This window comes from Saccharothrix tamanrassetensis (assembly GCF_014203665.1).
Classification (GTDB): domain Bacteria; phylum Actinomycetota; class Actinomycetes; order Mycobacteriales; family Pseudonocardiaceae; genus Actinosynnema; species Actinosynnema tamanrassetense.
This window is the reverse complement of the sequence record NZ_JACHJN010000006.1, coordinates 107,993-133,562: the sequence shown is the minus strand read 5'-3', so window position 1 is coordinate 133,562 and position 25,570 is coordinate 107,993. Positions and strand designations below refer to the sequence as shown.

General features: G+C 71.9%; 23 protein-coding genes and 1 pseudogene. 4 read left to right on the top strand and 20 right to left on the bottom strand.

Annotated elements, in window-relative coordinates:
* Positions 1–6: 6 nt before the first annotated feature.
* A complete protein-coding gene (locus tag FHS29_RS20105) occupies positions 7–213 on the bottom strand; it encodes a LysR substrate-binding domain-containing protein (protein WP_184692624.1) in 207 nt (68 codons plus the stop codon).
* Here FHS29_RS20105 and FHS29_RS20100 point away from each other — a divergent pair.
* Together FHS29_RS20100 and FHS29_RS20095 are read left to right on the top strand one after the other, a co-directional pair.
* Positions 202–357 carry a hypothetical protein gene (locus tag FHS29_RS20100; protein ID WP_184692622.1) on the top strand — a complete coding sequence of 52 codons (156 nt, stop codon included), beginning with the start codon at positions 202–204 and terminating at the stop codon, positions 355–357. The two genes, FHS29_RS20105 and FHS29_RS20100, sit on opposite strands and share 12 nt — an antisense overlap.
* A 118-nt stretch (positions 358–475) precedes the next feature.
* Positions 476–885 (top strand): annotated as a pseudogene (locus tag FHS29_RS20095) (Imm1 family immunity protein).
* Between the two features lie 208 nt (positions 886–1,093).
* Here FHS29_RS20095 and FHS29_RS20090 read toward each other — a convergent pair.
* From FHS29_RS20090 to FHS29_RS20010, 17 genes are all read right to left on the bottom strand, one after another.
* Positions 1,094–2,080: a GNAT family N-acetyltransferase gene (locus FHS29_RS20090; RefSeq protein ID WP_184692618.1), complete on the bottom strand. Its 987-nt coding sequence runs from the start codon at positions 2,078–2,080 to the stop codon at positions 1,094–1,096.
* Positions 2,081–2,201: 121 nt separating this feature from the next.
* Positions 2,202–3,500 carry an MFS transporter gene (locus FHS29_RS20085; protein ID WP_184692616.1) on the bottom strand — a complete coding sequence of 433 codons (1,299 nt, stop codon included), beginning with the start codon at positions 3,498–3,500 and terminating at the stop codon, positions 2,202–2,204.
* A gap of 15 nt (positions 3,501–3,515) precedes the next feature.
* Positions 3,516–4,943, bottom strand: a complete 1,428-nt coding sequence (locus FHS29_RS20080) for a 4-hydroxyphenylacetate 3-hydroxylase family protein (protein WP_184692614.1) — start codon at positions 4,941–4,943, stop codon at positions 3,516–3,518.
* Entirely contained in the window at positions 4,943–5,605 is a 663-nt protein-coding gene (locus FHS29_RS20075; protein ID WP_184692612.1) for a DUF2848 family protein, read from the bottom strand. Before FHS29_RS20075 ends, FHS29_RS20080 begins: the two co-directional genes overlap by 1 nt.
* Positions 5,602–6,384: a carbon-nitrogen family hydrolase gene (locus tag FHS29_RS20070; protein WP_184692610.1), complete on the bottom strand. Its 783-nt coding sequence runs from the start codon at positions 6,382–6,384 to the stop codon at positions 5,602–5,604. Before FHS29_RS20070 ends, FHS29_RS20075 begins: the two co-directional genes overlap by 4 nt.
* Before the next feature lie 106 nt (positions 6,385–6,490).
* Positions 6,491–7,354 carry an alpha/beta hydrolase fold domain-containing protein gene (locus FHS29_RS20065; RefSeq protein WP_312865010.1) on the bottom strand — a complete coding sequence of 288 codons (864 nt, stop codon included), beginning with the start codon at positions 7,352–7,354 and terminating at the stop codon, positions 6,491–6,493.
* Positions 7,351–8,874: an ABC transporter substrate-binding protein gene (locus FHS29_RS20060; protein WP_184692609.1), complete on the bottom strand. Its 1,524-nt coding sequence runs from the start codon at positions 8,872–8,874 to the stop codon at positions 7,351–7,353. The genes FHS29_RS20065 and FHS29_RS20060 overlap by 4 nt, the downstream gene beginning before the upstream one ends.
* Positions 8,875–8,889: 15 nt before the next feature.
* Positions 8,890–9,684, bottom strand: a complete 795-nt coding sequence (locus tag FHS29_RS20055; RefSeq protein WP_184692607.1) for an ABC transporter ATP-binding protein — start codon at positions 9,682–9,684, stop codon at positions 8,890–8,892.
* Positions 9,681–11,549 (bottom strand): dipeptide/oligopeptide/nickel ABC transporter permease/ATP-binding protein, encoded by a 1,869-nt coding sequence (locus FHS29_RS20050; protein WP_312865009.1) that lies wholly within the window; start codon positions 11,547–11,549, stop codon positions 9,681–9,683. The genes FHS29_RS20055 and FHS29_RS20050 overlap by 4 nt, the downstream gene beginning before the upstream one ends.
* Positions 11,546–12,487, bottom strand: a complete 942-nt coding sequence (locus tag FHS29_RS20045) for an ABC transporter permease (RefSeq protein ID WP_184692605.1) — start codon at positions 12,485–12,487, stop codon at positions 11,546–11,548. The genes FHS29_RS20050 and FHS29_RS20045 overlap by 4 nt, the downstream gene beginning before the upstream one ends.
* Positions 12,487–13,968 carry a CocE/NonD family hydrolase gene (locus FHS29_RS20040; protein WP_184692603.1) on the bottom strand — a complete coding sequence of 494 codons (1,482 nt, stop codon included), beginning with the start codon at positions 13,966–13,968 and terminating at the stop codon, positions 12,487–12,489. The genes FHS29_RS20045 and FHS29_RS20040 overlap by 1 nt, the downstream gene beginning before the upstream one ends.
* A 46-nt stretch (positions 13,969–14,014) precedes the next feature.
* On the bottom strand, positions 14,015–14,536 hold the full coding sequence (locus FHS29_RS20035) for a flavin reductase family protein (RefSeq protein ID WP_184692601.1): 522 nt from the start codon (positions 14,534–14,536) through the stop codon (positions 14,015–14,017).
* 17 nt (positions 14,537–14,553) lie between these two features.
* On the bottom strand, positions 14,554–14,898 hold the full coding sequence (locus FHS29_RS20030) for a cupin domain-containing protein (RefSeq protein ID WP_184692598.1): 345 nt from the start codon (positions 14,896–14,898) through the stop codon (positions 14,554–14,556).
* Positions 14,895–16,313, bottom strand: a complete 1,419-nt coding sequence (locus FHS29_RS20025; RefSeq protein WP_184692596.1) for a 4-hydroxyphenylacetate 3-hydroxylase family protein — start codon at positions 16,311–16,313, stop codon at positions 14,895–14,897. Before FHS29_RS20025 ends, FHS29_RS20030 begins: the two co-directional genes overlap by 4 nt.
* A complete protein-coding gene (locus FHS29_RS20020) occupies positions 16,313–16,969 on the bottom strand; it encodes a GntR family transcriptional regulator (protein ID WP_184692594.1) in 657 nt (218 codons plus the stop codon). The genes FHS29_RS20025 and FHS29_RS20020 overlap by 1 nt, the downstream gene beginning before the upstream one ends.
* Before the next feature lie 127 nt (positions 16,970–17,096).
* On the bottom strand, positions 17,097–17,993 hold the full coding sequence (locus FHS29_RS20015) for a serine/threonine-protein kinase (protein ID WP_184692592.1): 897 nt from the start codon (positions 17,991–17,993) through the stop codon (positions 17,097–17,099).
* A 91-nt stretch (positions 17,994–18,084) separates the two neighbouring features.
* Positions 18,085–18,417 carry an ArsR/SmtB family transcription factor gene (locus FHS29_RS20010; RefSeq protein ID WP_184692590.1) on the bottom strand — a complete coding sequence of 111 codons (333 nt, stop codon included), beginning with the start codon at positions 18,415–18,417 and terminating at the stop codon, positions 18,085–18,087.
* Between the two features lie 422 nt (positions 18,418–18,839).
* Between FHS29_RS20010 and FHS29_RS20005 the strand changes: the two genes are divergently transcribed.
* Positions 18,840–21,488 (top strand): M4 family metallopeptidase, encoded by a 2,649-nt coding sequence (locus FHS29_RS20005; RefSeq protein ID WP_184692588.1) that lies wholly within the window; start codon positions 18,840–18,842, stop codon positions 21,486–21,488.
* Positions 21,489–21,684: 196 nt separating this feature from the next.
* On the opposite strand, the gene FHS29_RS38200 is transcribed toward FHS29_RS20005, so the two are convergent.
* Positions 21,685–22,971 (bottom strand): FHA domain-containing protein, encoded by a 1,287-nt coding sequence (locus FHS29_RS38200; protein WP_184692586.1) that lies wholly within the window; start codon positions 22,969–22,971, stop codon positions 21,685–21,687.
* Positions 22,968–23,756 (bottom strand): PP2C family protein-serine/threonine phosphatase, encoded by a 789-nt coding sequence (locus tag FHS29_RS19995; RefSeq protein WP_184692584.1) that lies wholly within the window; start codon positions 23,754–23,756, stop codon positions 22,968–22,970. Before FHS29_RS19995 ends, FHS29_RS38200 begins: the two co-directional genes overlap by 4 nt.
* A gap of 394 nt (positions 23,757–24,150) precedes the next feature.
* On the opposite strand from FHS29_RS19995, the gene FHS29_RS19990 reads away from it, so the two are divergent.
* Positions 24,151–25,563 (top strand): serine hydrolase domain-containing protein, encoded by a 1,413-nt coding sequence (locus FHS29_RS19990; protein ID WP_312865008.1) that lies wholly within the window; start codon positions 24,151–24,153, stop codon positions 25,561–25,563.
* The last annotated feature ends 7 nt before the right edge of the window (positions 25,564–25,570 follow it).

The window sequence follows — 25,570 nt, the reverse complement described above, 5'->3', positions numbered from 1 at the left end:
CAGGCGCTAGCCGTCCACTTCGGACAGCTCGCCGACCACCTCGGCGAAGTCGGCGACCAGCGGGTTGGTGCTGCTCGCCGGTCGGGCGAGAGCGATGCGCAGCGGCGGGATGTCGGTGATCGGCCGCCACACGAGGTCCGGGCGCGGGTAGTAGGAGGCCATCGACCGGGGGCTGATGCAGACCGCCGCACCCGCCGCCACGTGCTCCAGCATCTCCTCCCCGGCGCCCGGTACCGGGACGGTACTGACGACATCGACGAGTACACGAAGGTTGCCGACCGGCTCTCCGAGCCGGCGCTGCCCGAGCGTGAGTCCCGGTCGATGATCACAGCAGTTCGAGAGGAGATCGCCCGATGACCAGTGTCCGGACCTGGCGCAAGAGCAGCCGGTCCGCAGGACACGCTCACCGTGCACGACCCGGACGGCTACTACAAGAGGTTCACGTTCACCGGAGGAAACCGCCGTGGCGTCGTTGATGGCTTGGTACAAGAGGGGCGAGGTGCCAGCTCCGATCACGAGTGCGGCCGATCTCGACGTGCTGCTGGAACGCATGGCCGCCGACTTCGCCGCACAGGACGGCCCGGTCCCGCCGATGGTCGAACTGGCCCGCCCCGACCCGTGGGCCGAGGGCTGGGTGGCGATCCGGTTGGGCATCGCCCCCGACCGCGGCTTCATCGCCCACGCCGACGCCACCGGCTCTTACATCACCACCAACGGCGGCGACCCGGACGGCGACCCGGCCTTCTACGACCACCAGGCCCATACCGGGAATGGCCCTCCGACGCCGAGCTGCCGCTGGCCGACGTGATCAAGGCCGCCCACGACCTCGTCGCCACCGATGGTGAGCGGTCGACGACCGTCAACTGGCGGACGTGGGGTCTCTAGGCGTCGTGTCCGACCACGGCTGTTGATCCGCACTCGGCCTCGTACACGGCGAACAAAGTTGACGACGAAAAGTCCAGCAGCGGCATTCCGTCAGGGTTATTCAGTTGGCTGGACCTGCTTCCGCCTCGTGGGAACCCACTTTCCTGGTCCTCGGTCGGGGTTAGGCAGAGCGACCGCGCGGGCGGTCTCCCAGCGCCCGCGCGGTCGACTACCCGCCCAGTGCCGAGATGTCCTGCGCGAGCACGAGTACGGACCTCACGGTGTGGAAGCCCATCTCGCGGTTCACCCGGATCATGTGCTCGTTGTCGCTTTCGGTCGCGGTGGTGATCCGCTGCAACCCGGGCCGGTCCGCGACCAGCCACCGGGCCATCTCGCCCTTGAGCCACAACCCGATCCGCCGCCCGCGATGTGCCGCGAGCACCGCCGTGTCACCCTGGTAGTACTCGTCAGGCCGACGCGGCAGCCTGATCACCTCGGTCAACCCGACCACGGCGTCCCCGTGCAGCGCGACCACGACCCGTTGCTCGACACCCTGCCCACGGGCTTCCGCCTCGCCCTCCCGGATCCGCTCCGGCGTCCAGTCCGGCTGCCGGAACTCGGTCTGCCCGGTCGGTGCGTCGTGAATCGCGCTGCGCGCCTCGGCGTACGGGGCCAACAACCCCTCCGGGACCGCCCCGACCCACCGCTCCAGCCGGTAGCCCTCGGGCGTCCGGACCTCCCACCGCGACCGGTCGGCGTCGGCGATCTCCAACCCCATCCGCACGACCGTCCGCACCGTCCGGAACCCGAGGGACTTCGCCCACCGGTCACCGGGACTGTCCTGCACCACCAGCCAGCCTTCGACCACTCGCCGCGCACGGGCCCGCATCTCCGGCAGCAACGCCCGCAGCACCGCAGTGCCGATGCCCTGCCTTCGATGTTCCGGGTCGACCACCACCTCGGTCAGCGCCATGTGGCTGTTCTCGTCCTCCGGCAACCTCAGGTAGGCCAGCCCGACGACGCCGTTCTCGTTGCGCACCAACCAGTACGCCGCGTCACCGAGGCCGGGGAACGGGTTCCGCATCCGAGCCACCACGCTGTCGAAGTCCAGCTCGTCGTCCTCCGGGTCGGCGTTGGCCTGCCGGATCCGCACGTACTCCGCCAGTTCCGCCTGTCCGGCCCGATGCGGATCGAGCTTGACCACTTCCGGACTCATCGCGCCCCCCTGGCTCCGACTTCCACCCTCATTGTGCCGAAGAGGGGGCGGCACATCAGCAGAACTGATCAACCCTGCCCGGGGGACCGCAGTACCTCCCTGGCCCGCAAGCCGCACGGACCTACCGCACGCCGGCCAGGTCGACCGTCCGCGTCTCCTTCGCGATCAAGGCCGCGACCAGCGACACCACGCCCATCACGGCCAGGTACGCGGCGATCGCGAAGCCGGTGCCGAACCGGCTGTAGAGGGCGATGGCGATGATCGGCGCGAGCGAACCCGCGAGCACCGACGCCAGGTTGTACGCCAGGGAGACCCCGGAGTAGCGGATTCCGGTGGGGAACAGCTCGGAGAAGAAGGCACCGATGACCGAGCTGTACGCGGCGAAGATGAGCAGACCGCCGGACACCGCGAGGATGATCGCGGCGGTGTTCCCGGTGTCCAGCAGACCGAAGAACACGAACGCCCACACGATCGTCGCCGCCGAGGCCGCCAGGTAGATGGGCCTGCGCCCGATCCGGTCGGCGAGGATCGCGAACAGCGGGATGGTAATCACCGCGACGCCCTGGCCGATCATCACAGCGGTGAGCGCCACGGATTGGTCCAGCCCCAACATCTTCGTCACGTAGGTGATGACGAACAGCGAGTAGATGTAGAAGCCCGCGTTCTCGCCGAACCGGGTCGCGGCGGCCAGCACGACCTGCCGCCAGTGCTTCCGGACGACCACCCCGGCGGGCAACCCCACCGGGGCCTTGGCCTGCTCGAACAACGGTGTCTCCGCGACGTACAGCCGCAGCCACAGGCCGATCAGGACGAGCACCGCGGACAGGGCGAACGCGATGCGCCAGCCCCACGACAGGAACGCCTCCGGGGACATCATCGCGCCGAGCCCGGCCAACGCCGCCGCCGCGAGGAGGTTGCCCAGCGGTGGCCCCACGTTCGGCCACGAGGACCAGAACGCCCGCCGCGAGCTGTCGCCGTGCTCGGACACCAGCAGCACCGCGCCACCCCACTCACCACCCAGCGCGAACCCCTGTACCAGGCGGAGGAGCACCAGCAGCGCCGGGGCCGCCACACCGATCGACGCGTACGACGGCAGCAGCGCGATCAGGAACGTCGACACGCCCATCAGCACCAGGCTGGCGATCAGCGTGGCTCGCCGGCCCTTCCGGTCGCCGTAGTGCCCGAGCACCACCGCGCCGACCGGGCGGGCGATGAAGCCGACCGCGTAGGTGGCGAACGCCAGCATCGTGCCCACCAGCGGGTCCGAGGCCGGGAAGAACAACTTGTTGAACACCAGTGCCGACGCGGTGCCGTAGAGGAAGAAGTCGTACCACTCCACGGCGGTGCCCGCGAGGCTGGAACCGGCGATCAGCGGCAAGCTCTTGTGCGCTTTCCGTTTTCCGACAACGGTGTCGGTCATGTCGCCCTCCGGGGATCAGAGTTCGTAACTGCCGAGGAACGAGTCGACGGAAGCGACGGCCTGCTCGAAGCCGTAGTTGCGGAACGCGTAGCCCTTGGCCACGAACGGCGCCCCGGCGTAGAACATCTCGTACTGGTGGTGACGCCCCGCGAACTCGCTGCCGATCGCGTCCCACACCAACTTGAACAGCTTCACCCGCTCCTCGGCCGGCACGCCGGGGCTGTGCACGTACCGATCGATGTCCGGACGCGTCTCCGGGCTCGTCATGTCCGCCACGCTGGACGGCACCTGCAACACCCCACCGCCGACCAGGTCGCGCAGGATCGCCAGCACCCTCGGGTACAGCTCGGCCTGCAGCCCCATCACGCCGTACAGCGCCCGCGCGCCAGGCCGCCACATCCCCTGAGCGTCGGGTTCCGCCGTGTGCTCGGCCGCCAGCACCGCCGACTCGACCAGCGACGTCAGCGACGCCAGCTCGCCCAGCTTCTCGACCACGCCGGGGAACCTGTCCACCCCGTTGACCGCAGCGACCTTCCTCGCCAGACCGGCCAGGAACCGCAACTTCACCGCGAACCGGATCTGCGCCTGCCAGTTGCCCAACACATGCGCACCCGTCTCGAAGAACTGGCGACGCAGACCCGCGATATCGCGGTACACGAACACCCGCTCCCACGGGATGAACACGTCGTCGAACACCAACAACGCATCCGTCTCATCGAACCGCGACGTCAACGGGTAGTCGTACCGACTGCTCGCAGCCGGAGCGTAAGGTCTGCGGCACAACAGCTTCAAGCCGTCCGCACCGACCGGCACGGCGAAGCTGATCGCGAAGTCCCGGTCCTCCGGCCCGAGTGGTTTGATGCAGGACACCAGGATCTCGTCCGCCACCGCACCACCCGTGGCCAGCATCTGCGCGCCCCGCACCACGATCCCGTCAGCGCGCTCCTCCGCAACACCCACCTGCACGAAGTCCCCGTCCCACGCACTCGCCGTGGTCGCGCGGGACACCTGCGGCGGGATGATCGCGTAGGAGACGTAGAGGTTCTCGGCCAGCACCCGTTCGCGATAGGCCACGACGTTCGCCGCCAGGTCGTCGGAGAACGCCTCCGGGTGCGCGGCGAACGCGGCGACGAACGCGGCGACGTGGTCGGGGCTGCGTCCGACCCAGCCGTGCGTGTGCTCAGCCCAAGTCGTCGCGGCGGAACGGAAAGCGGCCAGGTCGTCCCGGCTGCGCGGTGTGGTGAACAGCCGGTTCACCGTCCGGTCGCCGTCCCGCACGGTCATCCCGGACGACGGGTCGGCGGCGAGGTCGAACAGCTCTGCCACCGTCTGCGCGATCGGCGCGAACGCCGGGTGGTGCGCGACGTCGTCCACCGCCACACCGTCCACGTAGACCCGACGACTGTCCTTCAACGAGGCGAGGTACTCGGCTCCAGTGCGCATCACGCACTCCTCTGCTTGGTTTCGTAGGCGTGGGTCAGGAGGAGGCCACCCGGGAATTCGAGGTGCACCCGCCAATAGGCGCCGTAGCTGAACTCCCCCGCCAGCAACTGGAAGGTGCCGCAGAACAGCACGAGATCACCGTCCACGGCGCCGAGCACCCCGGTCATCCGCTCCAGGAGGTCCGCCGGGTGTCGGAGTGCGGCCACTGGACCGCGCTGGTACTGCCAACCGTCCACACTGGACTCGGCGATGAGGTCGTCCCAGTCCACGGCGGCGAGGTCCACCTCCACCACCTGTGCGCCCAGCGGTTTGGGGCAGGCGGCCTTGGACGCGGCGATGTCGGTCCGCTCCAGGTCCCGGTCGGTGTGGTCGGAGCCGACGCCGACGAAGTACCGGCCGCCCGACCGGACGACCACCGGCTCGACCTCGCCGGAGGTGGCCGGCCCGCCGACCTCCACCACCGCGTCCGTGGTGAGCAGGCGAGGGTCGAGGTCGTAGAACGCGGGCACGCTCGGCGGGCGCGGCACCCCGATCGCGGCCAGTTCCTCGATGTGCGCCTCCACGGAGGCGACGTCACGCGCGGTGTACCCGGCGACGACCAGCCGGTCGGGCGCCACCGCCAACTGCTCGCCCGTGCCCACGACGTGCAGCGCCAGGGTCATGACCGCCCCCAGCGCCGGTCGGCCAGCACGGGGAACTCGGCGCGCACCTTGCCCACCGCGGCCGGGTCGAACTCGGCGAACGTGACGCCCTCGGCGGAACCGGCCTCGGCCGACACGGTCCCCCACGGGTCCACCACCCGGCTGCACCCGGCCAACTCGACGCCGTCCTGCACGCCGACCGCGTTGCACGCGATGAGCAGCACCTGCTCCTCCACCGCCCGGCACGAGGTGAACAGCCGCCAGTGCTCGCGACGGGCGGCCGGCCACGCCGCCGGCACCACCACGGTCTCCGCGCCGCGGTCCACCAGGCCCCGCCACAGCTCGGGGAACCGCAGGTCGTAGCACGTGGTCGCGCCGACCGGGCCGAACGCGGTGTCGGCCACGTGGAGCGTGTCGCCCGGCGTCAACAGCTCGGCTTCCCGTGACGCATGACCGAAGACGTGCACCTTGCGGTAGGTGTGCGCGATCCGCCCGTCGGGCGCGACCAGGATCGCGGTGTTGAACAGCCGGCCCTGCTCGTCGCGCTCGACGATGCTGCCGAGGTGGACGTGTGCCCCCAGCTCGGCGGCCCACTGCCGAGCGGCTTGCAGCGTCGGCCCGTGCAGCGGCTCGGACCGCTTCGCGTACGTGTCGAACGCGAAGTAGCCCGCCGCCCACAGTTCGGGCAGCACCACCAGGTCCGCGCCCCGCGCGTCGGCGACCATGCGCCCCACGCGGGCGCGACGGGCGTCGGGTGACTCCTCTGGTGGGCTGGCCACTTGGACCAGTGCGATCTTCATGCCGGTTCCCCGATCATCGGTACTCAGAGCGAAATAGGCGGTTGATATACGAGATGCATACAAGTGGTGGGCACAGTTCGGCCCCAGTGACGAACCTCCGGAGGATCTAGAGGACGCGGCCGAGGAAGTCGATCGCGTGGTCGATCACCGGTGTCGGGTCGACGCCGGCGAAGACGTGGTCCGCGTCGGGCACCGGCAGGAACTCCACCGGAGCACCTCGGGCGCGCAGCGCCTCCCCGAGGACCCGGCTCTGGTCGAACGGCACCAGCCGGTCCCGCTCGCCGTGGACGATGAGCATCGGCGGGGCGTTCCCCGTCGCGTACGCGAGCGGGCTCGCCGCGTCCGCCCGCGCCGGGTCGGCCCGCACGGGATGCCCGAGCAGCAACGACTCCGGCGAGTCCGACGCGTCGTGGTCCAGCGCGGACCCCGGCGGGGACTGCGCCTGCATCCGGGCGAGGTCGGTCGGGCCGTAGAAGTCGACCGCCGCCCGCACCCCGCTGCCGACACCGGTCACGCCGTGCGTGCCCTCCGACTCCGGCACGGCGGCGGTCAGCGCCACCAGCGCGGCCAGGTGCCCTCCCGCCGACTCGCCCCACACGGCGATCCGTTCGACGTCCAACCCGAGGTCCGGCCCGAACGCGCGAAGCCAACGCACAGCCGCTTTCACGTCGTGCAACTGGCCGGGGAACGCCGTCTCACCGCTCAACCGGTACTGCACCGAGGCGAACGCGAACCCGGCGTCCAGCACCCGTGCCGGCAGGTCGTGCAGCCACGGCGGCGAGTCCGCGGTCGCACGGTGGGAGCCGTGCAGCCAAGCGCCGCCGTGGATCCACACCACGACCGGAACGCCCGGACGGGGCACGGTCAGGTCCAGCAGCAGCGGCCGGAAGCCGGGGATGTCGGCGAACACCACGTCCCGGTACCGCCCGGACTCCGGCACCGGCGGCTCACCGTACGGACGGGGCTTCACGCCTTCCCCTGCGGCGCCCAGGAGAGCACGTCCAGCGCACCGTTCGGCGCGAACGACCCCAAACCGTCGATCCCCTTGGCGAACACGTAGTTCTGGATCGCCGCCACCGGCAGGAACCACGCCTTGTCCACCACCGTGCGGTTGAACGCCTTCGCGGCGGGCTCCTGCTCGGTCTCCGACGCGGAGGCCAACGCCGTGAACGCCCGGTCGACGTCCGGATCCGTGCTCTGGAACGGGTTGAGCGGCGAGGCGGCTCCGGTGATGTTGAACAACGCGCTCGCGAACAGCGGTGTGTTGAGCCGGAACGTGGTGGCGGAGAACTTCCGCGACGACAGGTCGGCGACGTACCGGTTCAGGTCGTTGCCGTCGGTGTGGATGGTCGCCGTCACGCCGACCTTGGCCAGTTGCGCCGCCACCGCCTGGGACGCCGTGTTCATCCCGAACGTCACGAGGTCCACCAGCTCGAACGAGAACCCGTTGCCGTACCCGGCCGACGCGAGCAGTCGCCGCGCTTCCTCGGGGTCGTAGGAGTGAGTGCCGTCCAACGACGGGTCGTGCCCGTCGGTGCCCGCGGCGGCGATCTGGCCGACCGCGCTGTACCCCGCGCCCAGCGCGGCGGCGATCGCCGAGCGGTCCACCGCGTGGTTGAGCGCCTTGCGCACCCGCACATCGCCCAACGCGGGCGTGGTCTGCCCGGCCCGGTCGACCAGGTACAGCGCCAGCACGCCGGGGTTGCCCTCCAGCACCGTCGCCCCGCCGGCCCGTGCCTGGTCGGCCAACGTCGCGGTGGCGTTCAGGTTCACGTCGATCTGGCCGCTCGTCAGCGCCTGCATGGCCGAGTTCGGGTCCGGGACGACCCGCACCACGACCTTGCCGAACCGCTGCGCCTCGGGCCGGTAGTAGTTGGTGTTCTTGACGAACGTGTAGTGGTCGCCCGCGATGGTGGCCGACGCGTCGAGCGTGTACGCGCCCGCCCCGAACGTCTTCGACGCCAACTGGTCGGGCTGCGCGAGCCCGGCGGGGCTGATCACGTCGCCCCAGTTCACCAGTTGGCTGAACACGTACGGCAGGATCGGGTTGGGCGCGGTCAGGTGCACCCGGACGATCGGGCCGTCGCTGGTCACGTCGCTGATGCCGGTGAGGAACGGCTTCATCGAGCCGGGGCTCGACAGGTAGTACTTGAGCGTGGCGACGACGGCCGCCGGGTCCACCGGGGTGCCGTCGGCGAACCGCACGTCCGGCCGGATGGTCATCTCGAACAACGTGTTGCCGGGGCCGACGTACTTCCAGTCCGACGCGAGCGCCGCGCTGAACGTGCCGTCGGAGTTGGCCCGGATCAGCGGTTCGTAGGTCAGCCAGTGCACGATGCCCTGACCGCCCGAGCCGTTCTGCGCCGGGTTGAGGCTCTCCGGCGGGGCGGGCAGGGCGATGACGAGGGTGTCGTCGGCGGCTGCCGGCGATCCGGAGCAGCCGGCGGCCAGCAGCGCGCACGCCGCGAGCAGGGCGGGGAGTCTTCGCATCGGAGGAGTCCTTTCTCAGGCGAGGGCACGGCGCTCGGCGCGGCGGCGGGCCTGCGCGACGGGGTCGGGCACGGGCGCGGCGGCGAGCAGCGCCCGCGTGTACGGGTGGCGCGGGGTCTCGCAGACGTCGTCCACCCGGCCCGACTCCACGACCTCCCCGCGGCGCAGCACCACGACGCGGTCCGCGAGGTGCCGGACCACCGCGAGGTCGTGGGTGATGAACAGGTAGGACAGGCCGCGCTCGGCACGCAGGTCGGCGAGCAGGTTCAGCACGTGGGCCTGCACCGACAGGTCCAGCGCGCTCACCGCCTCGTCGCAGATCAGCAGGCGCGGGTCGGGCATCAGGGCGCGGGCGATGGCGATCCGCTGGAGCTGGCCGCCGGAGAACTGGCCGGGGTAGCGGTGCGCGGCGTCCCGGTCGACGCCCACCCGGTCGAGCATCGCGCCGACGCGTTCCCGCGCCTCGTCCCGAGGGGTGCCCTTGGGCAGGGTTTCCGCGACGGCCTGGCCGATGGTGCGGCGGGGGTTGAACGACGAGTACGGGTTCTGGAACACCACCTGGATCCGGCCGCTGAGCGCACGCCGCTCCTTGACCCCCAGGTCGGTGATCTCTTTGCCGTCCAGTCGGATCTCGCCCTGCGACACCGGCACCAGGCCGAGCACGGCCTTGCCGAGGGTCGTCTTGCCGGACCCGGACTCCCCCACCAGGCCGACGGTCTGACCGGACCGCACGGACAGCGAGACGTCGCTCAACGCCAACGCGTCGCCGTAGCGCACTTCGAGGTTCGCGATGTCGAGCAACGGCCTCATCGTCGGGCTCCCGTCGTCGTGCCGTGCCGCGGGTGCACGCAGCGGTAGCTGCCGCGCATCGGTTCGGCGGTCATCGCCACCGGACCCGCGCACTCGGCGGTCGCGAACGCGCAGCGCGGCGCGAACCGGCAGCCGTCGGGCCAGTGGCCGGGAGCGGGCACCGAACCGGGCAGCACGGGCAGTCGGGTGCCGGGCACGGCCGCGTTCGGGTCGGCCGCGAGCAGCGCTTCCGTGTACGGGTGGCGGGGTGCTTCGAACACCCGCTGCACGGAGGTCTGCTCGACCACCTGACCGGCGTACATGACCACGGCCGTGTCGCAGGTGTCCGCGACCACGCCCCAGTCGTGGGTGACCAGGATCAGCGCCATGCCGGTGCGGTCCCGCAACTCCCGCAACAGGTCGAGGATCTCCGCCTGCACGGTGACGTCCAGGGCGGTGGTCGGTTCGTCGGCGATGAGCACCCGCGGCTCGCCCGCCAGCGCCCGCGCGATCGCCACCCGCTGCGCCATCCCGCCGGAGAGCTGGTGCGGGTACTCCGCCATCACGCCGGGCGGGTCGGGCAGGTGGACGGCCTCCAGCAGGTCGACGACCCGCCGCCGCACCTCCGCACGGGTCGCGCCCCGGTTGTGGTGCCGCACGGCTTCGGTGAGCTGGTCGCCCACCGTGAACAGCGGGTCCAGGCTGGCCACCGGGTCCTGGGCGATGTAGCCGATACCGCCGCCCCGCACGCGGGACATGCCGCGTTCGTCCAGGGACAGCAGGTCCTGTCCGGCGAACCGCACCTCAGCGGCTTCGACCACCGCGCCCGGCGGCAGCAGGCGCAGCACCGCGGACACCGTCATGGTCTTGCCGCAGCCCGATTCCCCGACCAGTCCCAGCGCGGTGCCGGGGTGCACGTCGAAGGCCACGTCGTCGACGAGTGCGGTGCCGTCGGCCAACCGCACGGACAGCCCGCGCACCGACAGCACCGCGGCCTCGTCCGGCGGCTCACCGGGGCGCCGGGTGACCTGCGTGCGCATCCGCCTCCAGGACAACGGTTCCCGGCTCGTGCGGTCGTCCGTGGCGTCCCGCAGGACGTCGCCGAGGACCGCGCACGCGACGGCCGTCAGCGCCACCACCCCGCCGCTGGGCACCAGCAGCCACGGCTGGCGGTAGATCGCCTGGGACGCCTCGGCGATCAGCCCGCCCCAGCTCGGCTCCGGCGGCTGCACCCCCAGGCCGAGGAACCCCAGTGAGGCCTCCACCAGCAGCGCCGAACCCGCGACCAGGGCGACCAGCGAGATCACCGGGCCGATGACCGAGGGCAGCACGTGCCGGCCGAGGATGCGGAACGTGCTCAGGCCCGCGACCCGCGCCGCCGCCACGAACGGCTCCTCGCGCACGGCCACCGTCGACGCCCGCACCACCCTGGCCAGCCCGGCGGCGGACAGCGCGCCGAGCGTGATCATGGCGGCCGACTCGTCGTGCGGGAAGATCGCCAGCACGACCAGCAGGATCACCACGGCGGGCATGGACAGCGCCAGGTCGCCGAGCCGCAGCACGACCCGGTCCAGCAGTCCGCGCCGGTAGCCCGCGAGCACGCCCGCCGCGCAGCCCAGCACCAGGTAGGCGGCCAACGCCTGGCCGACCACGAGCAGGCTCACCCGGCCGCCGTGCAGCACCCGGCTGAGGATGTCGCGGCCCAGCTGGTCGGTGCCGAGCCAGTGCGCCCACGTCGGTCCGCTGTAGACGGACGACAGGTCCTGCTCCTGCGGGTGGTGGGGTGCGATCAGGTCGGCGCCGGCACAGGCCAGGACGACCAGCCCCAGCCACGCCAGGCAGATCGCGCCGAGCGGTCGGCCCGCGACCGCGCGCCACGCGTTCACCGGGTCACCGCACGGGGGCTCAGCCAGCCGGTGACCAGGTCGACCAGCAGGTTCACCACGACCACCAGGACCGTGAAGCAGAGCACCACCCCTTGCAGGACGGGCAGGTCGTGCTGGGCGGCGGCGGTGACGGTGAGCTGGCCGAGGCCGGGCAGCGCGAACAGCTGCTCCACCACGATCGACCCGCCGAGCAGGCCGATCAGCACCACGCCGAACACCGTGACCACCGGCAGGGCGGCGTTCTTGGCCACGTGCCGGCAGATGATCCGCCGCGCGGGCAGCCCGTTGGCGCGCAGCGCCCGCACGTAGGCACGCCCCAGCACCTCCACCACCGCGCCGCGCACCTGCTTGGCGATCACCGCGATCCCACCCGCCGCCAGGCACACCACCGGCAGCGCGAGCGACAGCGCCCACCCGCCCGGAGACTGCGCCGCCGGCACGTAGCCGGTGACCGGGAACCACGCCAGGTTCACCGCGAACACCACGACCAGCACCAGGCCGAGCCACGGCGTCGGCACGCTCATCGCGACCACCGACAGGCCGTCCAGCGCACGTCCCACCACCCCGCCGCGCAACGCCCCGACCAGGCCGACGGCGACGCCCACCACGGCGATCACCAGGGCGGACAGCAGGAGCAGCGACAGGCTCACGGCCAGCCGGGAGTCCACCACCGCGGCGACCGACTCGCCGGTGAACAGCGAACGGCCCAGGTCGCCGCGCACCGCGCCGGCCAGCCACGTCCCGTACTGCTCCGGCAGCGACCGGTCCAGCCCGAGCTGGGACCGGACCCGCGCGTACGCGGCGGGATCGGTGTCGGTGCCGAGCACCACGCGGGCGGCGTCGCCGGGCGTCAGCCACGCCAGCAGGAACGTCAGCGCGGACAGCACGACCAGCAGCGGCACCGACCACAGCAGCCGTCCGCCGACCAGGCGGAGCATCACCGGCTCCCGGGCAGCAGCACGACCGTGCCGGGCAGCAAGGTGGCGGTGGCGGGCGTCCCGGACTCGTCGGCCCGGGTGACCGTGACGCCCAGGCGCAGCGCGTCGCCCGGTTCCAGGCGCAGGTGCACGGGGTAGACCTCCACCTCGAGCGTGACCGGCTCGCCCTGCGGCAGCTTCTCCGCGCGGTCGTGCGGGTGCCACGGGACTCCGGGCTCGCTGCGGGCGGGGTCCACGGCCCGGTGCGAGGCGCGCAGCCGGCCCTCGGTGACCTGGTGGACCTCGCCGGCCCGGACCACCGAGATGCGGGCGTGCAGGTCTACGTCGTCGCAGCCGTCCACGGACAGCACGGCGGTCAGGCCGACGTGGCCGAGCAGTCCGGTCGGTTCGTCGATCGGCAGGTCGAAGGTCGCGGACTCGCCCCACAGCCGCATCCCGGACTCGGTGGCCAGGTCGACCAGCACATCCACCGGGGTCGGCGGCGCGGGCGGCACGCTGAGCAGGCTCGCGGCCACGTCGACCGTCGTGGGCTCGGCGACCGGTTCCCAGCGGGTCAGGTCGGGCTCGGGCCAGCCCGCGTGCGACGTCCACTCGTCGGTGCCGAAGACCGAGAGCCGGACGTTGTCCGTGAGGTAGTCGGTGCCGGTATTCGTGCTGTCGTCGGTGTGGGTGTCGGTGGAGCTGTCGTTCCCGTCCCGCAACCAGAAGTCCAGCCAGCCGACCAGTTCGGCACGAAGTTCCGGGCCGAGGAACGGTTCGTGGCTCCAGTTGCCCACCAGCAGCCGCTTCGGGCCCGCAGCCTGGCGGAAGCCGCGCACGGTGCCGCGCAGGAAGTAGTCCTGCCACCCGCCGATGAACAGCGCGGGTACGTCCAGGTTCGCGAAGTCGATGCGGTGGAACAGTTCCGTGTCGAACGGCTCGTCCACCAGCTCGGTGTAGAAGTGCCGCAGGCCGTCCCGGCGGGTCTGGTCTCGTTGGGCGTTGAGGAACGTCCGCGCGCCCCACGCGGTGTGCGACGGGATGCCGCCGCGCTTCCACATGTCCCGGTAGGTGTCGGTCGGCGCGATCCACGGTGCGATGCAGCGAAGCCCGCGCGGCCGTCGCACGGCGGCCGACAACTGGTTGATGCCGCAGTACGATCCGCCGACCATGGCCGTGCGGCCGTCGCAGAAGTCCTGGTCCGCCAACCATTCCAGCAGCTCCGCGCTGTCGCGGGCCTCGCGTTCGGACAGCACGCCGTGGTAGGGGCCGGTCGAGCCGCCGAAGCCGCGCACGTCCGCGACCACCACGTTGTAACCCGCGTCCAGCACCGCCGCCACGAGGTCGGCGTTCTGCGCGGCTTCCTTGCGGTACGGGGTGATCGTCACGACGACCGGCGAGGGCGAGGTGCCGCCCGGGTAGCGCAGCGCGGACAGCACGGCGCCGTCGCTCATCGGGATGTCGAGCCGCTGCGGCAGCGGCAGGGGGGAGTTCTCGGGCATGGCGAAGAAACCTCGCATCTTCGAGGGAGGTCCTGGGCGGGACTTGTCAGGAGATCCAGGGCGCGGGCGCGTGCCCGCGGTCCAGCACGTCGCTGAACCTGCCGCGCAGGAAGCCCAGCGGCTCGCCGTCGCGCTCGCACACGTCCCGCACGTGGCCGACGACCACGACGTGGTCGCCCGCGGTGAAGTGGCGTTCGACGTCGCACTCGAGGTGGGCGAACGCGTCCGGGATCACCGGGACGCGGTGCCGGCCGTGGGTCACGTCGAGGCCCGCGAAGTGGTCCTCGCCGCGGCGGGCGAAGCGCAGCGCCAGGTGTTCCTGGCGGCTGGACAGGATGTTGACCGCGAACCGGCCGGCCGAGACGACGGCTTCGGTGCTGCGTGCGCCGGTGGTGAGGCACACCAGCAGCAGTGGCGGTTCGAGGGAGACGGAGGTGAGCGAGTTGACGGTCATGCCGTGCGGTGCGCCGTCGGCGGCGCGGGTGGTCACCACGGCGACGCCGGTCGCGAAGCGGCCCATCGTGCGGCGCATGGTCGACGGGTCGACGGGGGTGGTAGCCGGGATCATCGGATCCTCCAGGGTGCTCAGGTCCGGTAGCGGACCTCGAATGTCAGGACCCCCTCGTCGGTGCGCCACGGGCCGTGCGGCATACCCGGCGGGCGACAGGCGTACATCCCTCGGGTGAAGGTCTGCCCGAGGGTCAGGTCGGTGAACGAGCCCTCCAGGATGTAGACCTCTTCCCAGAAGTCGTGTCGCTGCACGCCCATCGCGGACGAGTCGGCACCCGGCGCGTAGCGCAGGACCCTGGTGGCGACGCCGGTTTCGTCGTCGCGGGCGAGGATCCGTTCGGTGATGGCGGGGTCGTCGCCGGGGCAGACGGTGAACCCGACCTCCGTGACGGGGAAGAACTCGCGTTCGGGTTTGCTCATGGTGTCTCCGTGTCGTAGGAGGCGAGGAAGGAGTCGACCGCCGCGAGCGCGGTGTCGAAGTCGTAGTTGCGGAACGCGTAGCCCTTGGCCACGAACGGCGCCCCGGCGTAGAACATCTCGTACTGGTGGTGACGCCCGGCGAACTCGCTGCCGATCGCGTCCCACACCAACTTGAACAGCTTCACCCGCTCCTCGGCGGGCACACCGGGACTGTGCACGTACCGGTCGATGTCCGGTCTGGTTTCGGCGCTGGTCATGTCCGCCACGCTGGACGGCACCTGGAGCACGCCACCGCCGACCAGGTCGCGCAGGATCGCCAGCACCCTCGGGTACAGCTCGGCCTGCAACCCCATCACCCCGTACAGGGCTTGGGCGTCCGGCCGCCACATGCCCTGGTCGTCGGGCTGCGCGGCGTACTCGGCGGCCAGCACCGCCGACTCGACCAGCGACGTCAGCGACGCCAGTTCGCCCAGCTTCTCGACCACGCCGGGGAACCTGTCCACCCCGTTGACCGCAGCGACCTTCCTCGCCAGACCGGCCAGGAACCGCAACTTCACCGCGAACCGGATCTGCGCCTGCCAGTTGCCCAACACATGCGCACCCGTCTCGAAGAACTGGCGACGCAGACCCGCGATATCGCGGTAGACGAACACCCGCTCCCACGGGATGAACACGTCGTCGAACACCAACAACGCATCCGTCTCGTCGAACCGCGACGTCAACGGGTAGTCGAAACGGCTGGTCGCAGCCGGCGCGTAAGGCCTGCGGCAATGCAGTTTGAGCCCGGCGGCGCCCACCGGCACCGCGAAACTGATCGCGAAGTCGGTGTCCTCGGCGGTCAGCGGCTTGATGCAGGACACCAGGATCTCGTCGGCCACCGCACCACCCGTGGCCAGCATCTGCGCGCCCCGCACCACGATCCCGTCAGCGCGCTCCTCGGCGACGCCGACCTGGATCAGGTCGCCTTCCCACGCACTCGCGGGGGTCGCGCGGGACACCTGCGGCGGGACGATCGCGTACGAGACGTACAGGCTCTGCTCGGCGACGCGGCGCTGGAACGCGACCACGTTGGGCGCGAGCCTCTCGGCGAACGCCTCCGGGTGCGCGGCGAACGCGGCGGCGAACGCGCCCACGTGGTCCGGACTGCGACCGACCCAGCCGTGCGTGTGCTCCGCCCAGACCGTTGCGGCCGAACGGAAGGCGGTCAGGTCCTCACGGCTGCGCGGCGGCACGAACAGCCGGTTCACGCCGTCGTGCGCGAACGCCGGACCGTGGGCGAGGTCGAACAGCTCCGCGATGGTCCGCGCGATCGGCGCGAACGCCGGGTGGTGCGCGACGTCGTCCACCGCCACACCGTCCACGTAGACCCGACGACCGTCCTTCAACGAGGCGAGGTACTCGGCTCCAGTGCGCATCACGCACTCCCGGCGTCGGACAGGTGCAGCGCGGTCAGCGTGCTCGTGAGGTGGGCGGCGACCGCGCGGCCCGCCTCCTCGGGGTCTCCGGTGCGCAGCGCGGCCACTATCGCGGCGTGCTCGTCCAGCACCCGGCGGGACCGGTCGGCGCTGGTGGTCACCGCCCGCAGGCCCATCCGGACCTGGCGCTCGCGCAACGTCTCGTAGAAGTCGGCGAGCACCGGGTTGCCGGCCCGCCGCACGATCGTGCGGTGGAACACCCGGTCGCGCTCGATGAACCCGAGCGGATCGGTGATCGCGTTCTCCTGGTCGGCCACCAGCCGGTCCAGCTCGGCGGCGAAGGCCTCCCCGGCCGGCACCGCCCGGCGCACGCACCAGTCCTCCACCAGCGCCCGCGCCTCCATCACCGCGCGCACCTCGGCGTCCGAGATCGGCGGCACGAACGCACCCTTCTTGGGCATGATCCGCAGGAAGCCCTCGGCCTCCAGCCGCAGCAGCGCCTCCCGCACGGGGGTGCGCGAGGTGCCCGCCGCCTGGGCCACGCCGGACTCGGTGAGGAACGTCCCGTCATCCGGCGGCAGCGTGGCGATGTGCTGCTTGAGCCAGCGGTAGGTGGTGTCCTGGGCGGACCCCCCGGACGGTTGTGAACTGCTCATGGACGAGATGTATACAAGGCGCGGACAACGAGCACAAGAGGCCGTGACCTCATTGGTTTCCGCCGGTCGGGCGAGCACCGACGGCCGGCGCGAGAGGTGCCCGACCGGCCGGGAACGGGTCGCGCGGCTAGTCGACCGGCGGGGTCGGTCGCAGGCTCCGGACCGCGGCGTCGGCCACCTGCGCGGCCAGCGCCGGGGAGGGCCCGACCGGCAGCCGCCGGTCCGGCGGGGTGGCCATCACCAGGGCCAGCGCGGACGCGAGCAGCACGTCGACCTCCGGGGACGCGCCGGGCACCCGGCGCAGTGCGTCGAGCAGGCCCGGCAGGACCAGGAGCAGGTCGGCGACGCCGGCCAGGGCGATGACGGGGAGTTCGCGGGCGGGGCCGAGGGCATCGGCCGGGTCGCCTCCTCCGTCCGCGGGCTCCGCCCCGACCCGCTCGCCCCCCGGATCGTCCGCACCATCCGATCGCTGCGCGCCGACGAGCCCGGCGGCCGGGTCCGGCCGGCCCGCGTCCCCGATCGTGACCGGCGGCGCGGGCAGCCGGGCGGGCAGGCCGTCGAGCGGGTCGATCACCGCGTGGGCGCGGGACGCGATCCGGGACAGCGGGAAGGCCCGGGCGTCGGCCTCGTTCCACAGCGTGATGTCCCGGATGCCGGCGGCCAGCAGCAGCGGGCCGACCGCCGGGCAGGACGACGCCCCGGCGACCACGACCCCGCTGCGCTTCGGCGTCCGACCGGCGGCGGCCAGCGTCGTGAGCAGCTTGGCCAGCAGCACCACCGCGATCGCGTCCAGGTCGGCGACCACGGGTGTCCCGGCCGGGATCCGCCAGGCGTGGTCGGGGCGGGTGTGGGCGAGCACCACCGCGTCCACCCCGGCCGGCAGGTCGAACGGGTCCGGACCCAGCCGCAGGGCGTGGACCGGGCTCGCGGTGGCGTGGGCGAGGGCGTCGGCGAGGCGCCGCAGGGCGGGCTCCACGTCGGGTCCGCCGAAGGCACTGCCGTCACCGACCACCGCCACGCTCACGGTCCCCCGCACCTCCCCGGACGTCGCCGACGAGGGCCATGATCTGAACACTTGAAGAGTTTCGCAAGTGCTCGACCGTGCGACCCCGGTCTCAGGAGCCGGGCGTGCGGAGGTCCTCCAGCAGCTCCACCTGACCGGACAGCACGCCGGTGAGGATGCGCCGCGCCACCGCCAGCAGCTCCGCCACGTGCGGGCTGGTCAGCGAGTAGTAGACGTTCGAGCCTTCCTTGCGGGTGGTCACCAGCCCCGCGCGGCGCAGCACGGCCAGCTGCTGCGACAGGTTCGCGGCCTCGATCCCCACCTCGGGCAGCATCTCGGCGACCGCGTGCTCGCGTTGGCTCAGCAGCTCCAGCACGCGGATCCGCGCCGGGTGCCCGAGCGTCTTGAAGAACTCGGCTTTGAGCTGGTACAGGGGCCTGCTCACCAGCACGCCTCCCCACGCGACGACACCGAACCGCGACTGCCGACCCTAGCAACCCGGCGCCCCGGCCCGGCTCCCGGACGCGGCGACCGACCGGCGGGCATTCGTCCCATTGCGCACGTCCGGATCCGGACAAATACCGGAAACAGGCGATCGGGGCCACGGAGGGGTAGATTCGTAAATAATCGTGCGACCGTTCGGGGGCATACCGGAAAGCCATAAGGCCGTCGGTATGACCAGCTGGCTCCGTGGTCATGCCGGATTGCCCCGAATAGATCAATAAACACGTTCTGGCAACGGTTAATCCTCGATGGGTTACGCCATGCGCGTTACACAGGGACTGTTTCCAACGAGGCCGCCCACTTCGTGACTTGGGACGTTCCCGTCCGAGTCCTCGGTATTCCCTGCGTGCCTGAGGAGCTGGCATGAAACGCAGTATCGGCGTCTACCTGGCCGCGTGCCTGGCCGCGCTGTCGGTACAGACCGCGTCGAGCGTCGCGCAAGCGGCGCCGGCCGCGCCGGACAGCCCGGTCACCCTGGCCACGACCGCGGCCGACGCGGCCGCGGCGTCCGGCCTGGACGCCCTGGCCAAGGGTCCTGACGAGCAGTTCCAGCGGAAGGCCGTCTACACCGGCGGCATCCCCGGCAAGAAGGACCTCTTCTACGTCTCCTACGACCGTACCTACAAGGGCCTGCCGGTGATCGGCGGCGACGCGGTCGTGGCCACCGACGCGGCGGGCAAGATCCTGGACACCGTGGCCGCCAACGAAGGCGGACTCGCGGTCGACACCAGAGCCCGGGTCAGCGTCCAGCGGGCCAAGGCCATCGCCCGCGGCCAGCTGTCCAAGGTGGACAAGGTCGAGGGCGGCACGCTGTCCGTGCTCGCCGAAGACCACGGCAAGCTGGTCTACGAGGTCATCGTCAGCGGGCAGCGCGAGGGCGCGCCGAGCCGGCTGCACGTCTACGTGAACGCGCACGACGGCGCGGTCGAGGACCTCGTGGACGACGTCAAGGCGGGCACCGGCAACAGCGAGTGGAACGGCCCGAACCCGCTGAACATCGACACCAGCAACAACAGCACGGTCGACGACACCCGTCCCGGCCTGCGCTGCGTCGACTACGCGACCAACCAGCCGTTCAGCAAGCCGTCCAACTCCTTCGGCACCGGCAAGGCGACCAGCAAGGAGACCGGCTGCGCCGACGTCCTGTGGTCGACCCAGAAGCAGTGGGACATGCTGAAGAACTGGCTGGGCCGCAACGGCATCGACGGCAACGGCCGCGGCGTCACGGTCAAGGTGGGCCTGGACAAGGTCAACGCCTACTGGACCGGCCAGCACATCGAGATCGGCCGCAACAACGCCAACCAGTGGATCGCGTCCATGGACGTGGTCGGCCACGAGCACGGGCACGCCATCGACCAGTACACCCCCGGCGGCGCCGGGCGTGAGGCCGGTCTCGGCGAGGCCACCGGCGACATCATGGGCGCGCTGACCGAGGCGTACGCCAACGAGCCGTCCCCGTTCGACACCCCGGACTACCTGGTCGGCGAGAAGGTCAACCTGGTGGGCCAGGGCCCGATCCGCAACATGGCCGACCCGAAGGCCGTCGGCGGCCACCCGAACTGCTGGTCCAGCGCCATCCCGGGCACCGAGGTGCACGCCGCGGCCGGTCCGCTGAACCACTGGTTCTACCTGCTCGCCGAGGGCTCCAGCCCCGGTGGCGGCAAGCCGAACAGCCCGACCTGCGACGGCTCCACCGTGCGCGGCATCGGCATCCAGGCCGCGGGCCGGGTGTTCTACAACGCCATGCTGCTGAAGACGTCCACCATGACGCACTTCAAGTACCGCGTCGCGACGCTGACCGCCGCCAAGGCGCTCGACCCGACGTGCGCGCAGTACAACGTGGTGAAGGCGGCGTGGCAGGCGATCAGCGTGCCCGCCCAGGCCGGTGAGCCGACCTGCGTGTCCACCCCGGTCGACGACTTCAGCCTGGCGCTGAACCCGAGCTCGGTCACCGTCCCCCAGGGTGGCCAGGGAACGGCGACCCTGAGCAGCACCACCACGTCCGGCAACCCGCAGTCGGTGGCGCTGTCCGCGAGCGGCGCGCCGTCCGGCGTGGTCGTCAAGTTCAACCCGGAGACCATCACCTCGGGCCAGTCGTCCACGGTCAACGTGACCGTGCCGTCGTCCACCCCGGCCGGCACCTACCCGGTCACCGTGCAGGGCAAGGGCGGCGCCACGCACACGGCGTCGTTCAACGTGGTCGTCACCGGCACGGCGCCGGTCAACGACTTCTCCATCGCCCTCAACCCGAGCAGCGGCGACACCAACCCGGGCGGATCGGTGACGACGACCGTCGGCACCACCGTCACGTCCGGTGAGTCGCAGAAGGTCTCGCTCAGCGCCTCGGGCCTGCCCGCCGGCGCGACGGCGACGTTCAGCCCGGCCACCATCGCGGCCGGCGAGTCGTCCAAGCTGACCATCGCCACCACCGCGGCCACCCCGGCGGGCACCCACACGGTGACCGTCACGGGTGCCGGAGCGGACGCGTCGCACTCGGCGACGTACACGCTGCGGGTCGGGGGCGAGCCCCCGGCGAACGACTTCTCGGTGGCGCTGAACCCGACCAGCGGCACCGTGCAAGCGGGCAGTTCGGCGACGTCGACGGTGAGCACCACGACCACCGCCGGCTCGCCGCACAAGGTGCACTTCGCGGCGTCCGGCCTGCCGACGGGCGCGACGGCCACCTTCACCCCGCTGTCGGTGGAGTCCGGTGAGTCGTCCACGCTGACCATCGCGACCGCGGCCACCACGCCGGAGGGCACGTACACCATCACGGTGACGGCGACCGGCACGGACACCAGCCACACCGCCACCTACACCCTCACGGTCCAGGGCGGCGGCGGTCCGGGCGGCTGCGACGGCGTTCCGGCGTGGGACGCGTCCACGGCCTACGTGCCCAACGACGAGGTCTCGCACAACTCCCACAAGTGGAAGTCCACGTGGTACTCCACCGGCGCTGAGCCCGGCCACCCCGGCTCCTGGGCCGTGTGGCAGGACCAGGGCGCCTGCTGATCAGCTGAGCAGCTGACCGCCTGACAGGGCGGCTGTCGACCGGGTCCGGTCGACAGCCGCCCTGTCGCACGTCGGTCGACTCCGACGCCTGCCTGACCTCCGGAGCCGCTGCTCCGGACGTGGTCGTGGGGCGTCCTACGGCACGATCAACGCGCCGGTCCGCCCGATGTGCTGCGGCGGATCTCCGGCGGCGTCGTCACCCGGTCACCTCGTAGGTGAAGAACGCGCCTTCGCCGACCATCACCCGCGAGCCGGGCGTGAGGATGGCCGGGATGAGGCCCGCCAGCTCCTGCGGCGACCAGCCGGGCGCGATCACCGTGGTGCCGTTCTTCGAGCCGAGGTCGACGACGAGGACGTCCCAGCCGTCCAGGCGGACTTCGACGTGGTTGCGCGAGATGTCGTTGCCCTGGTTGGCCAGGCGGATCGCGTGCGGGCCGGTGGAGCCGCGATCGGCCACCTGCGGGTCGCGGCCGAGGATGACGCTGCGGTCCAGCGAGATCACCTCACCGGTGGACAGCCGCAGGACACCCAGTGGCGGGCGCGGCACGACGAACGCGTCCTGCGGGGGGAGTGCTTGGCCGCAGACCCGGCAGGCGATGGCGTGCTCGGGGTTGAGATGCCTTGCGGGACAGGCGATCGCGCGCACTCTGGGCGTGCCCGTCGTGGCGATGTGCCTCGTGTCGTCGGGGGAAGCGTTGCGGCGCAACGACGTTTCGTCCACTCGCGGGGTCGCGGCGGGCTGCGCCGCGGGTTGTGGCGCTGGTTTTGGCGCTGGTTTTGGCGCTGGTTGTGGTGCGACTGCGGGCACCGGCTGCGCGACCACCTGGGGCACCGGCTGGGATACCGACTGCGCAACGCCTTGCTCGGCCTGCGGCACCACCACGCCTTGCACCGACGGCGTGAACCCGTGCGGCACGGCGATGACCTCGGTCCACCGCTCGGCCACCGCCGGATCGACGTCCGGAACCTTCGGCAGCGCGGCGACCACGGTCGGCGCGGACTCGATCGCCACCCCGTCCTCGGGTTCCACCGACGTCACCGGCTGCGGTGTCACCTCCGCCAGTGTCGCCACCAACAGGGAGGCCAGCACGACCCCGCACTCCACCGGCAGCTCCGGCCCCGCGCCGACCCCGGCCGCCAGCCGCAGCTCCGCCACCTCGTCCGGCAGCCCGGTGTCCACCCAGGTCGCCGCACCGTCGTCGCGCAGCTCCAGCGGCACCCCGTCGGCGCCGACCACGCCCACCACGGCGTCACCCCGCAGCACGACCCGCCGCTCGGCGTCGTCGCACCGCACCAGCGCGAAGCTCCCCACCGACCGGAACCCCTCGTGCGCGATCACGCTCAGCACGTCGTCCAGCCCGGCCCCACCGCGCACCAGCTCCCAGCACCGCCGCACCACGTCCGACGCCGGCGCGGCACCGATCAGCAGCCAGGTCCGGTCGGCCACCACAGCCACCGCCGCACCCGGTGTGTAGACCGTCACGGGGCGCTCCGCGGCATGGTGTCCTCCGGTCCGGCCGCACGGACGCCCTGCCCGGACTCGCCGTCGCCGACGCCGTAGTCCACGACGACCACCGTCACGTTGTCCCGCCCGCCGGCGACCACGGCCCGCCGCACCAGCTCCGAGGCGGCCGACTCCGCGTCGGGCACGTCCCGGAGCACGGCGGCGATCTCGTCGTCCTCCAGCTCGCCGTTCAGCCCGTCCGAGCACAGCAGGAACCGCTCCCCCTCGACCGGCGGGAACACCCACTGGTCGGGCTCGACGGATCGGTGCACGCCCAGCGCCCGGGTGATCACGTTCCGGTACCGCGAGTACCGGGCCTGCTCGGCGGTCATCGTCCCGGCGGCCACCATCTCGGCCGCCTCGGAGTGGTCCGCGGTGAGCAGCGCCAGCACACCGTCGGCATACCGGTACACCCGCGAGTCGCCGAGGTTGAACACCACCCAGTGCGGCGACCCGGCGAAGCGCACCAACCCCAGCCCGGTGACGGTCGCCCCCATGCCGGCCTGCTCGGGGTGCTCCACCCCGGCGGCCCGGATGGCCTCGTTGGCCTCTCCCAGCGCCACCCGGATGTCGTCCGGCCGCAGGTCCGCGCGCCCGTCGAGGGACCGCAGGTGCTCGACCGCCATGGCGCTGGCCACCTCGCCGGCCGCGTGCCCACCCATCCCGTCCGCCACGGCGAACAGCGCGGAGCCGACCAGCAGACTGTCCTCATTGGACGCGCGCACCAGCCCCACGTCGGAAGCCGCCCCAGCCCGCACGACCATGAACGCCTCCCCAGCCGGCCGCCCCGGCGACGACCACCACTCGCGTCTCACATCGCCGAACCGCCCGAGAACGTTGCACGCGCCCGGCGAAGCATCGGCGACCGATGGAACTGTCACACCCGTGCCGGACGGCCCGTCCGAGCGGCGGCGTCAGACCCGGCCGGCGGCGGGTTCGCCCGGCCGCGGCGAGGTCGACACCGCTTCGACTGTGCCCACACCACTCGAACGACCCGCCACCCGCCGTGGTTCCCCGACCCCTGACGAAAGTCATGGCCGGGCCCTGCCCTTCGGGTCGTGCCCCGGGAAGCCGGAATTCCTAGCGTCACCACCATCGGACCAAGACGATCGGGAGTGTGCTGTGGGGCATTGGCGTGCAGTAGTCGCAGCGGTGGCAGTGGCCGCCGTTCTCGCACCGAACGCGGCGGTCGCGGCGGCGGCGGGTGAGCCGGACCGCGCGGCGATCGACCGCTTCGTGACGGAGTTCGCCGGGAACGCCGGCTATCCCGACGTCACCGTGGCGATCACCAAGGGCGACCGGGTGGTGCACGTCGCCGGTTACGGCCGGGGTGACGCGGACGTCACCGCGACCACCCCCATGCCGGTGGCCTCGGTCAGCAAGTCGTTCACCGCGCTGGCCGTCATGCAGCTGGTGGAGCGGGGAGCGGTCGCGCTCGACCGGCCGGTCGCCGACTACCTCCCGGACTTCCACCTCGCCGACCCGCGCGCAGCAGGCATCACGGTCCGCCGACTGCTGAACCAGACGTCCGGGATCAGCGACCGCACGCTGCGCGAGAAGAGCCTGCCGCAGCCGGACTCCCTGGCGGACGCGGTCCCCCGCGCCAACGCCGCGACGCTCGCCGTGGACCCCGGCACGAGGCACCACTACACGAACACCAACTACCACCTGGCCGGCCGGCTCGTGGAGGTGGTGAGCGGCGAGCCGTACGCGGACTACCTCCGCCGGCACGTGTTCGAGCCCGCCGGCATGAGGTCGACGACCACGATCACGCACGCGCCCGGCGGCGTGACGAAGGGTCACGTCTACGCCTACGGCGCGTCGATCCCGGCCACCGAGCCGCACCGGTTGGTGGCCGGCTCAGACGGCGTCGTCAGCACGGCCGAGGACATGGCGCGGTGGCTGGTCGTGCAGTCGAACGGAGGTCGGACCGCCGACGGCACCAGGCTCGTCTCGCCGGAGAGCGTCAAGGCCATGCACACCTCGTCCGACCCGCGCTGGACGTACGGGATGGGCTGGGACACCTCCGAGGACGGGCGCGTGCGGCACAGCGGCATCTGGTTCACCCACTCGGCGGGCCAACTGCTGCTGCCGTCCGGCTACGGCATCGCGGTGACCGCGAGCAGCGGCGTCGCACTGGGCAACGAGGGGACCGGCGCGTTGGAGGACGGCCTGGCCACCCTGCTGGAGGGCGGCGTCCCGGACACCGGCTCCTCGCTCCGGCTGGTCATCGACCTGGTCCTGGCCGCGCTGACGGTGCTGAGCCTCGTGCTGTGCTTCCTCGCCCTGCGCCGCTCCGCCCGGTGGGCCGCCACCCCTCGGCCCGGGTGGCAGCGGGCGCTGCGACTGCTGCCCCGGCTGGTGCCGCTCGTCTTCCTGGTGACCATGTCGGACCTGGTGGGGCTCGTGGTGGGCGGCGGTCGGGACATCTCGGGCGTCCAACTCGCCTACTACTCCCCCGCCCTGGTCACGTGGCTGACCGTCTCGGCCGTCGGGAACGGCGCGGTGCTGGTGACCCGCTTCGTGGCGCTGGTGAGGCCGCGGCGGTCGCCGCCGGTGGTGGCGGGGTAGCGTCGAT

Excerpts from the sequence above, each read along its gene's own strand:
- FHS29_RS20105 (WP_184692624.1), bottom strand. The coding sequence starts at position 213 with ATGCTGGAGCACGTGGCGGCGGGTGCGGCGGTCTGCATCAGCCCCCGG.
- FHS29_RS20090 (WP_184692618.1), bottom strand. The coding sequence starts at position 2,080 with ATGAGTCCGGAAGTGGTCAAGCTCGATCCGCATCGGGCCGGACAGGCG.
- FHS29_RS20085 (WP_184692616.1), bottom strand. The coding sequence starts at position 3,500 with ATGACCGACACCGTTGTCGGAAAACGGAAAGCGCACAAGAGCTTGCCG.
- FHS29_RS20080 (WP_184692614.1), bottom strand. The coding sequence starts at position 4,943 with ATGCGCACTGGAGCCGAGTACCTCGCCTCGTTGAAGGACAGTCGTCGG.
- FHS29_RS20075 (WP_184692612.1), bottom strand. The coding sequence starts at position 5,605 with ATGACCCTGGCGCTGCACGTCGTGGGCACGGGCGAGCAGTTGGCGGTG.
- FHS29_RS20070 (WP_184692610.1), bottom strand. The coding sequence starts at position 6,384 with ATGAAGATCGCACTGGTCCAAGTGGCCAGCCCACCAGAGGAGTCACCC.
- FHS29_RS20060 (WP_184692609.1), bottom strand. The coding sequence starts at position 8,874 with ATGCGAAGACTCCCCGCCCTGCTCGCGGCGTGCGCGCTGCTGGCCGCC.
- FHS29_RS20055 (WP_184692607.1), bottom strand. The coding sequence starts at position 9,684 with ATGAGGCCGTTGCTCGACATCGCGAACCTCGAAGTGCGCTACGGCGAC.
- FHS29_RS20045 (WP_184692605.1), bottom strand. The coding sequence starts at position 12,487 with ATGCTCCGCCTGGTCGGCGGACGGCTGCTGTGGTCGGTGCCGCTGCTG.
- FHS29_RS20040 (WP_184692603.1), bottom strand. The coding sequence starts at position 13,968 with ATGCCCGAGAACTCCCCCCTGCCGCTGCCGCAGCGGCTCGACATCCCG.
- FHS29_RS20035 (WP_184692601.1), bottom strand. The coding sequence starts at position 14,536 with ATGATCCCGGCTACCACCCCCGTCGACCCGTCGACCATGCGCCGCACG.
- FHS29_RS20030 (WP_184692598.1), bottom strand. The coding sequence starts at position 14,898 with ATGAGCAAACCCGAACGCGAGTTCTTCCCCGTCACGGAGGTCGGGTTC.
- FHS29_RS20025 (WP_184692596.1), bottom strand. The coding sequence starts at position 16,313 with ATGCGCACTGGAGCCGAGTACCTCGCCTCGTTGAAGGACGGTCGTCGG.
- FHS29_RS20020 (WP_184692594.1), bottom strand. The coding sequence starts at position 16,969 with ATGAGCAGTTCACAACCGTCCGGGGGGTCCGCCCAGGACACCACCTAC.
- FHS29_RS20005 (WP_184692588.1), top strand. The coding sequence starts at position 18,840 with ATGAAACGCAGTATCGGCGTCTACCTGGCCGCGTGCCTGGCCGCGCTG.
- FHS29_RS19995 (WP_184692584.1), bottom strand. The coding sequence starts at position 23,756 with ATGGTCGTGCGGGCTGGGGCGGCTTCCGACGTGGGGCTGGTGCGCGCG.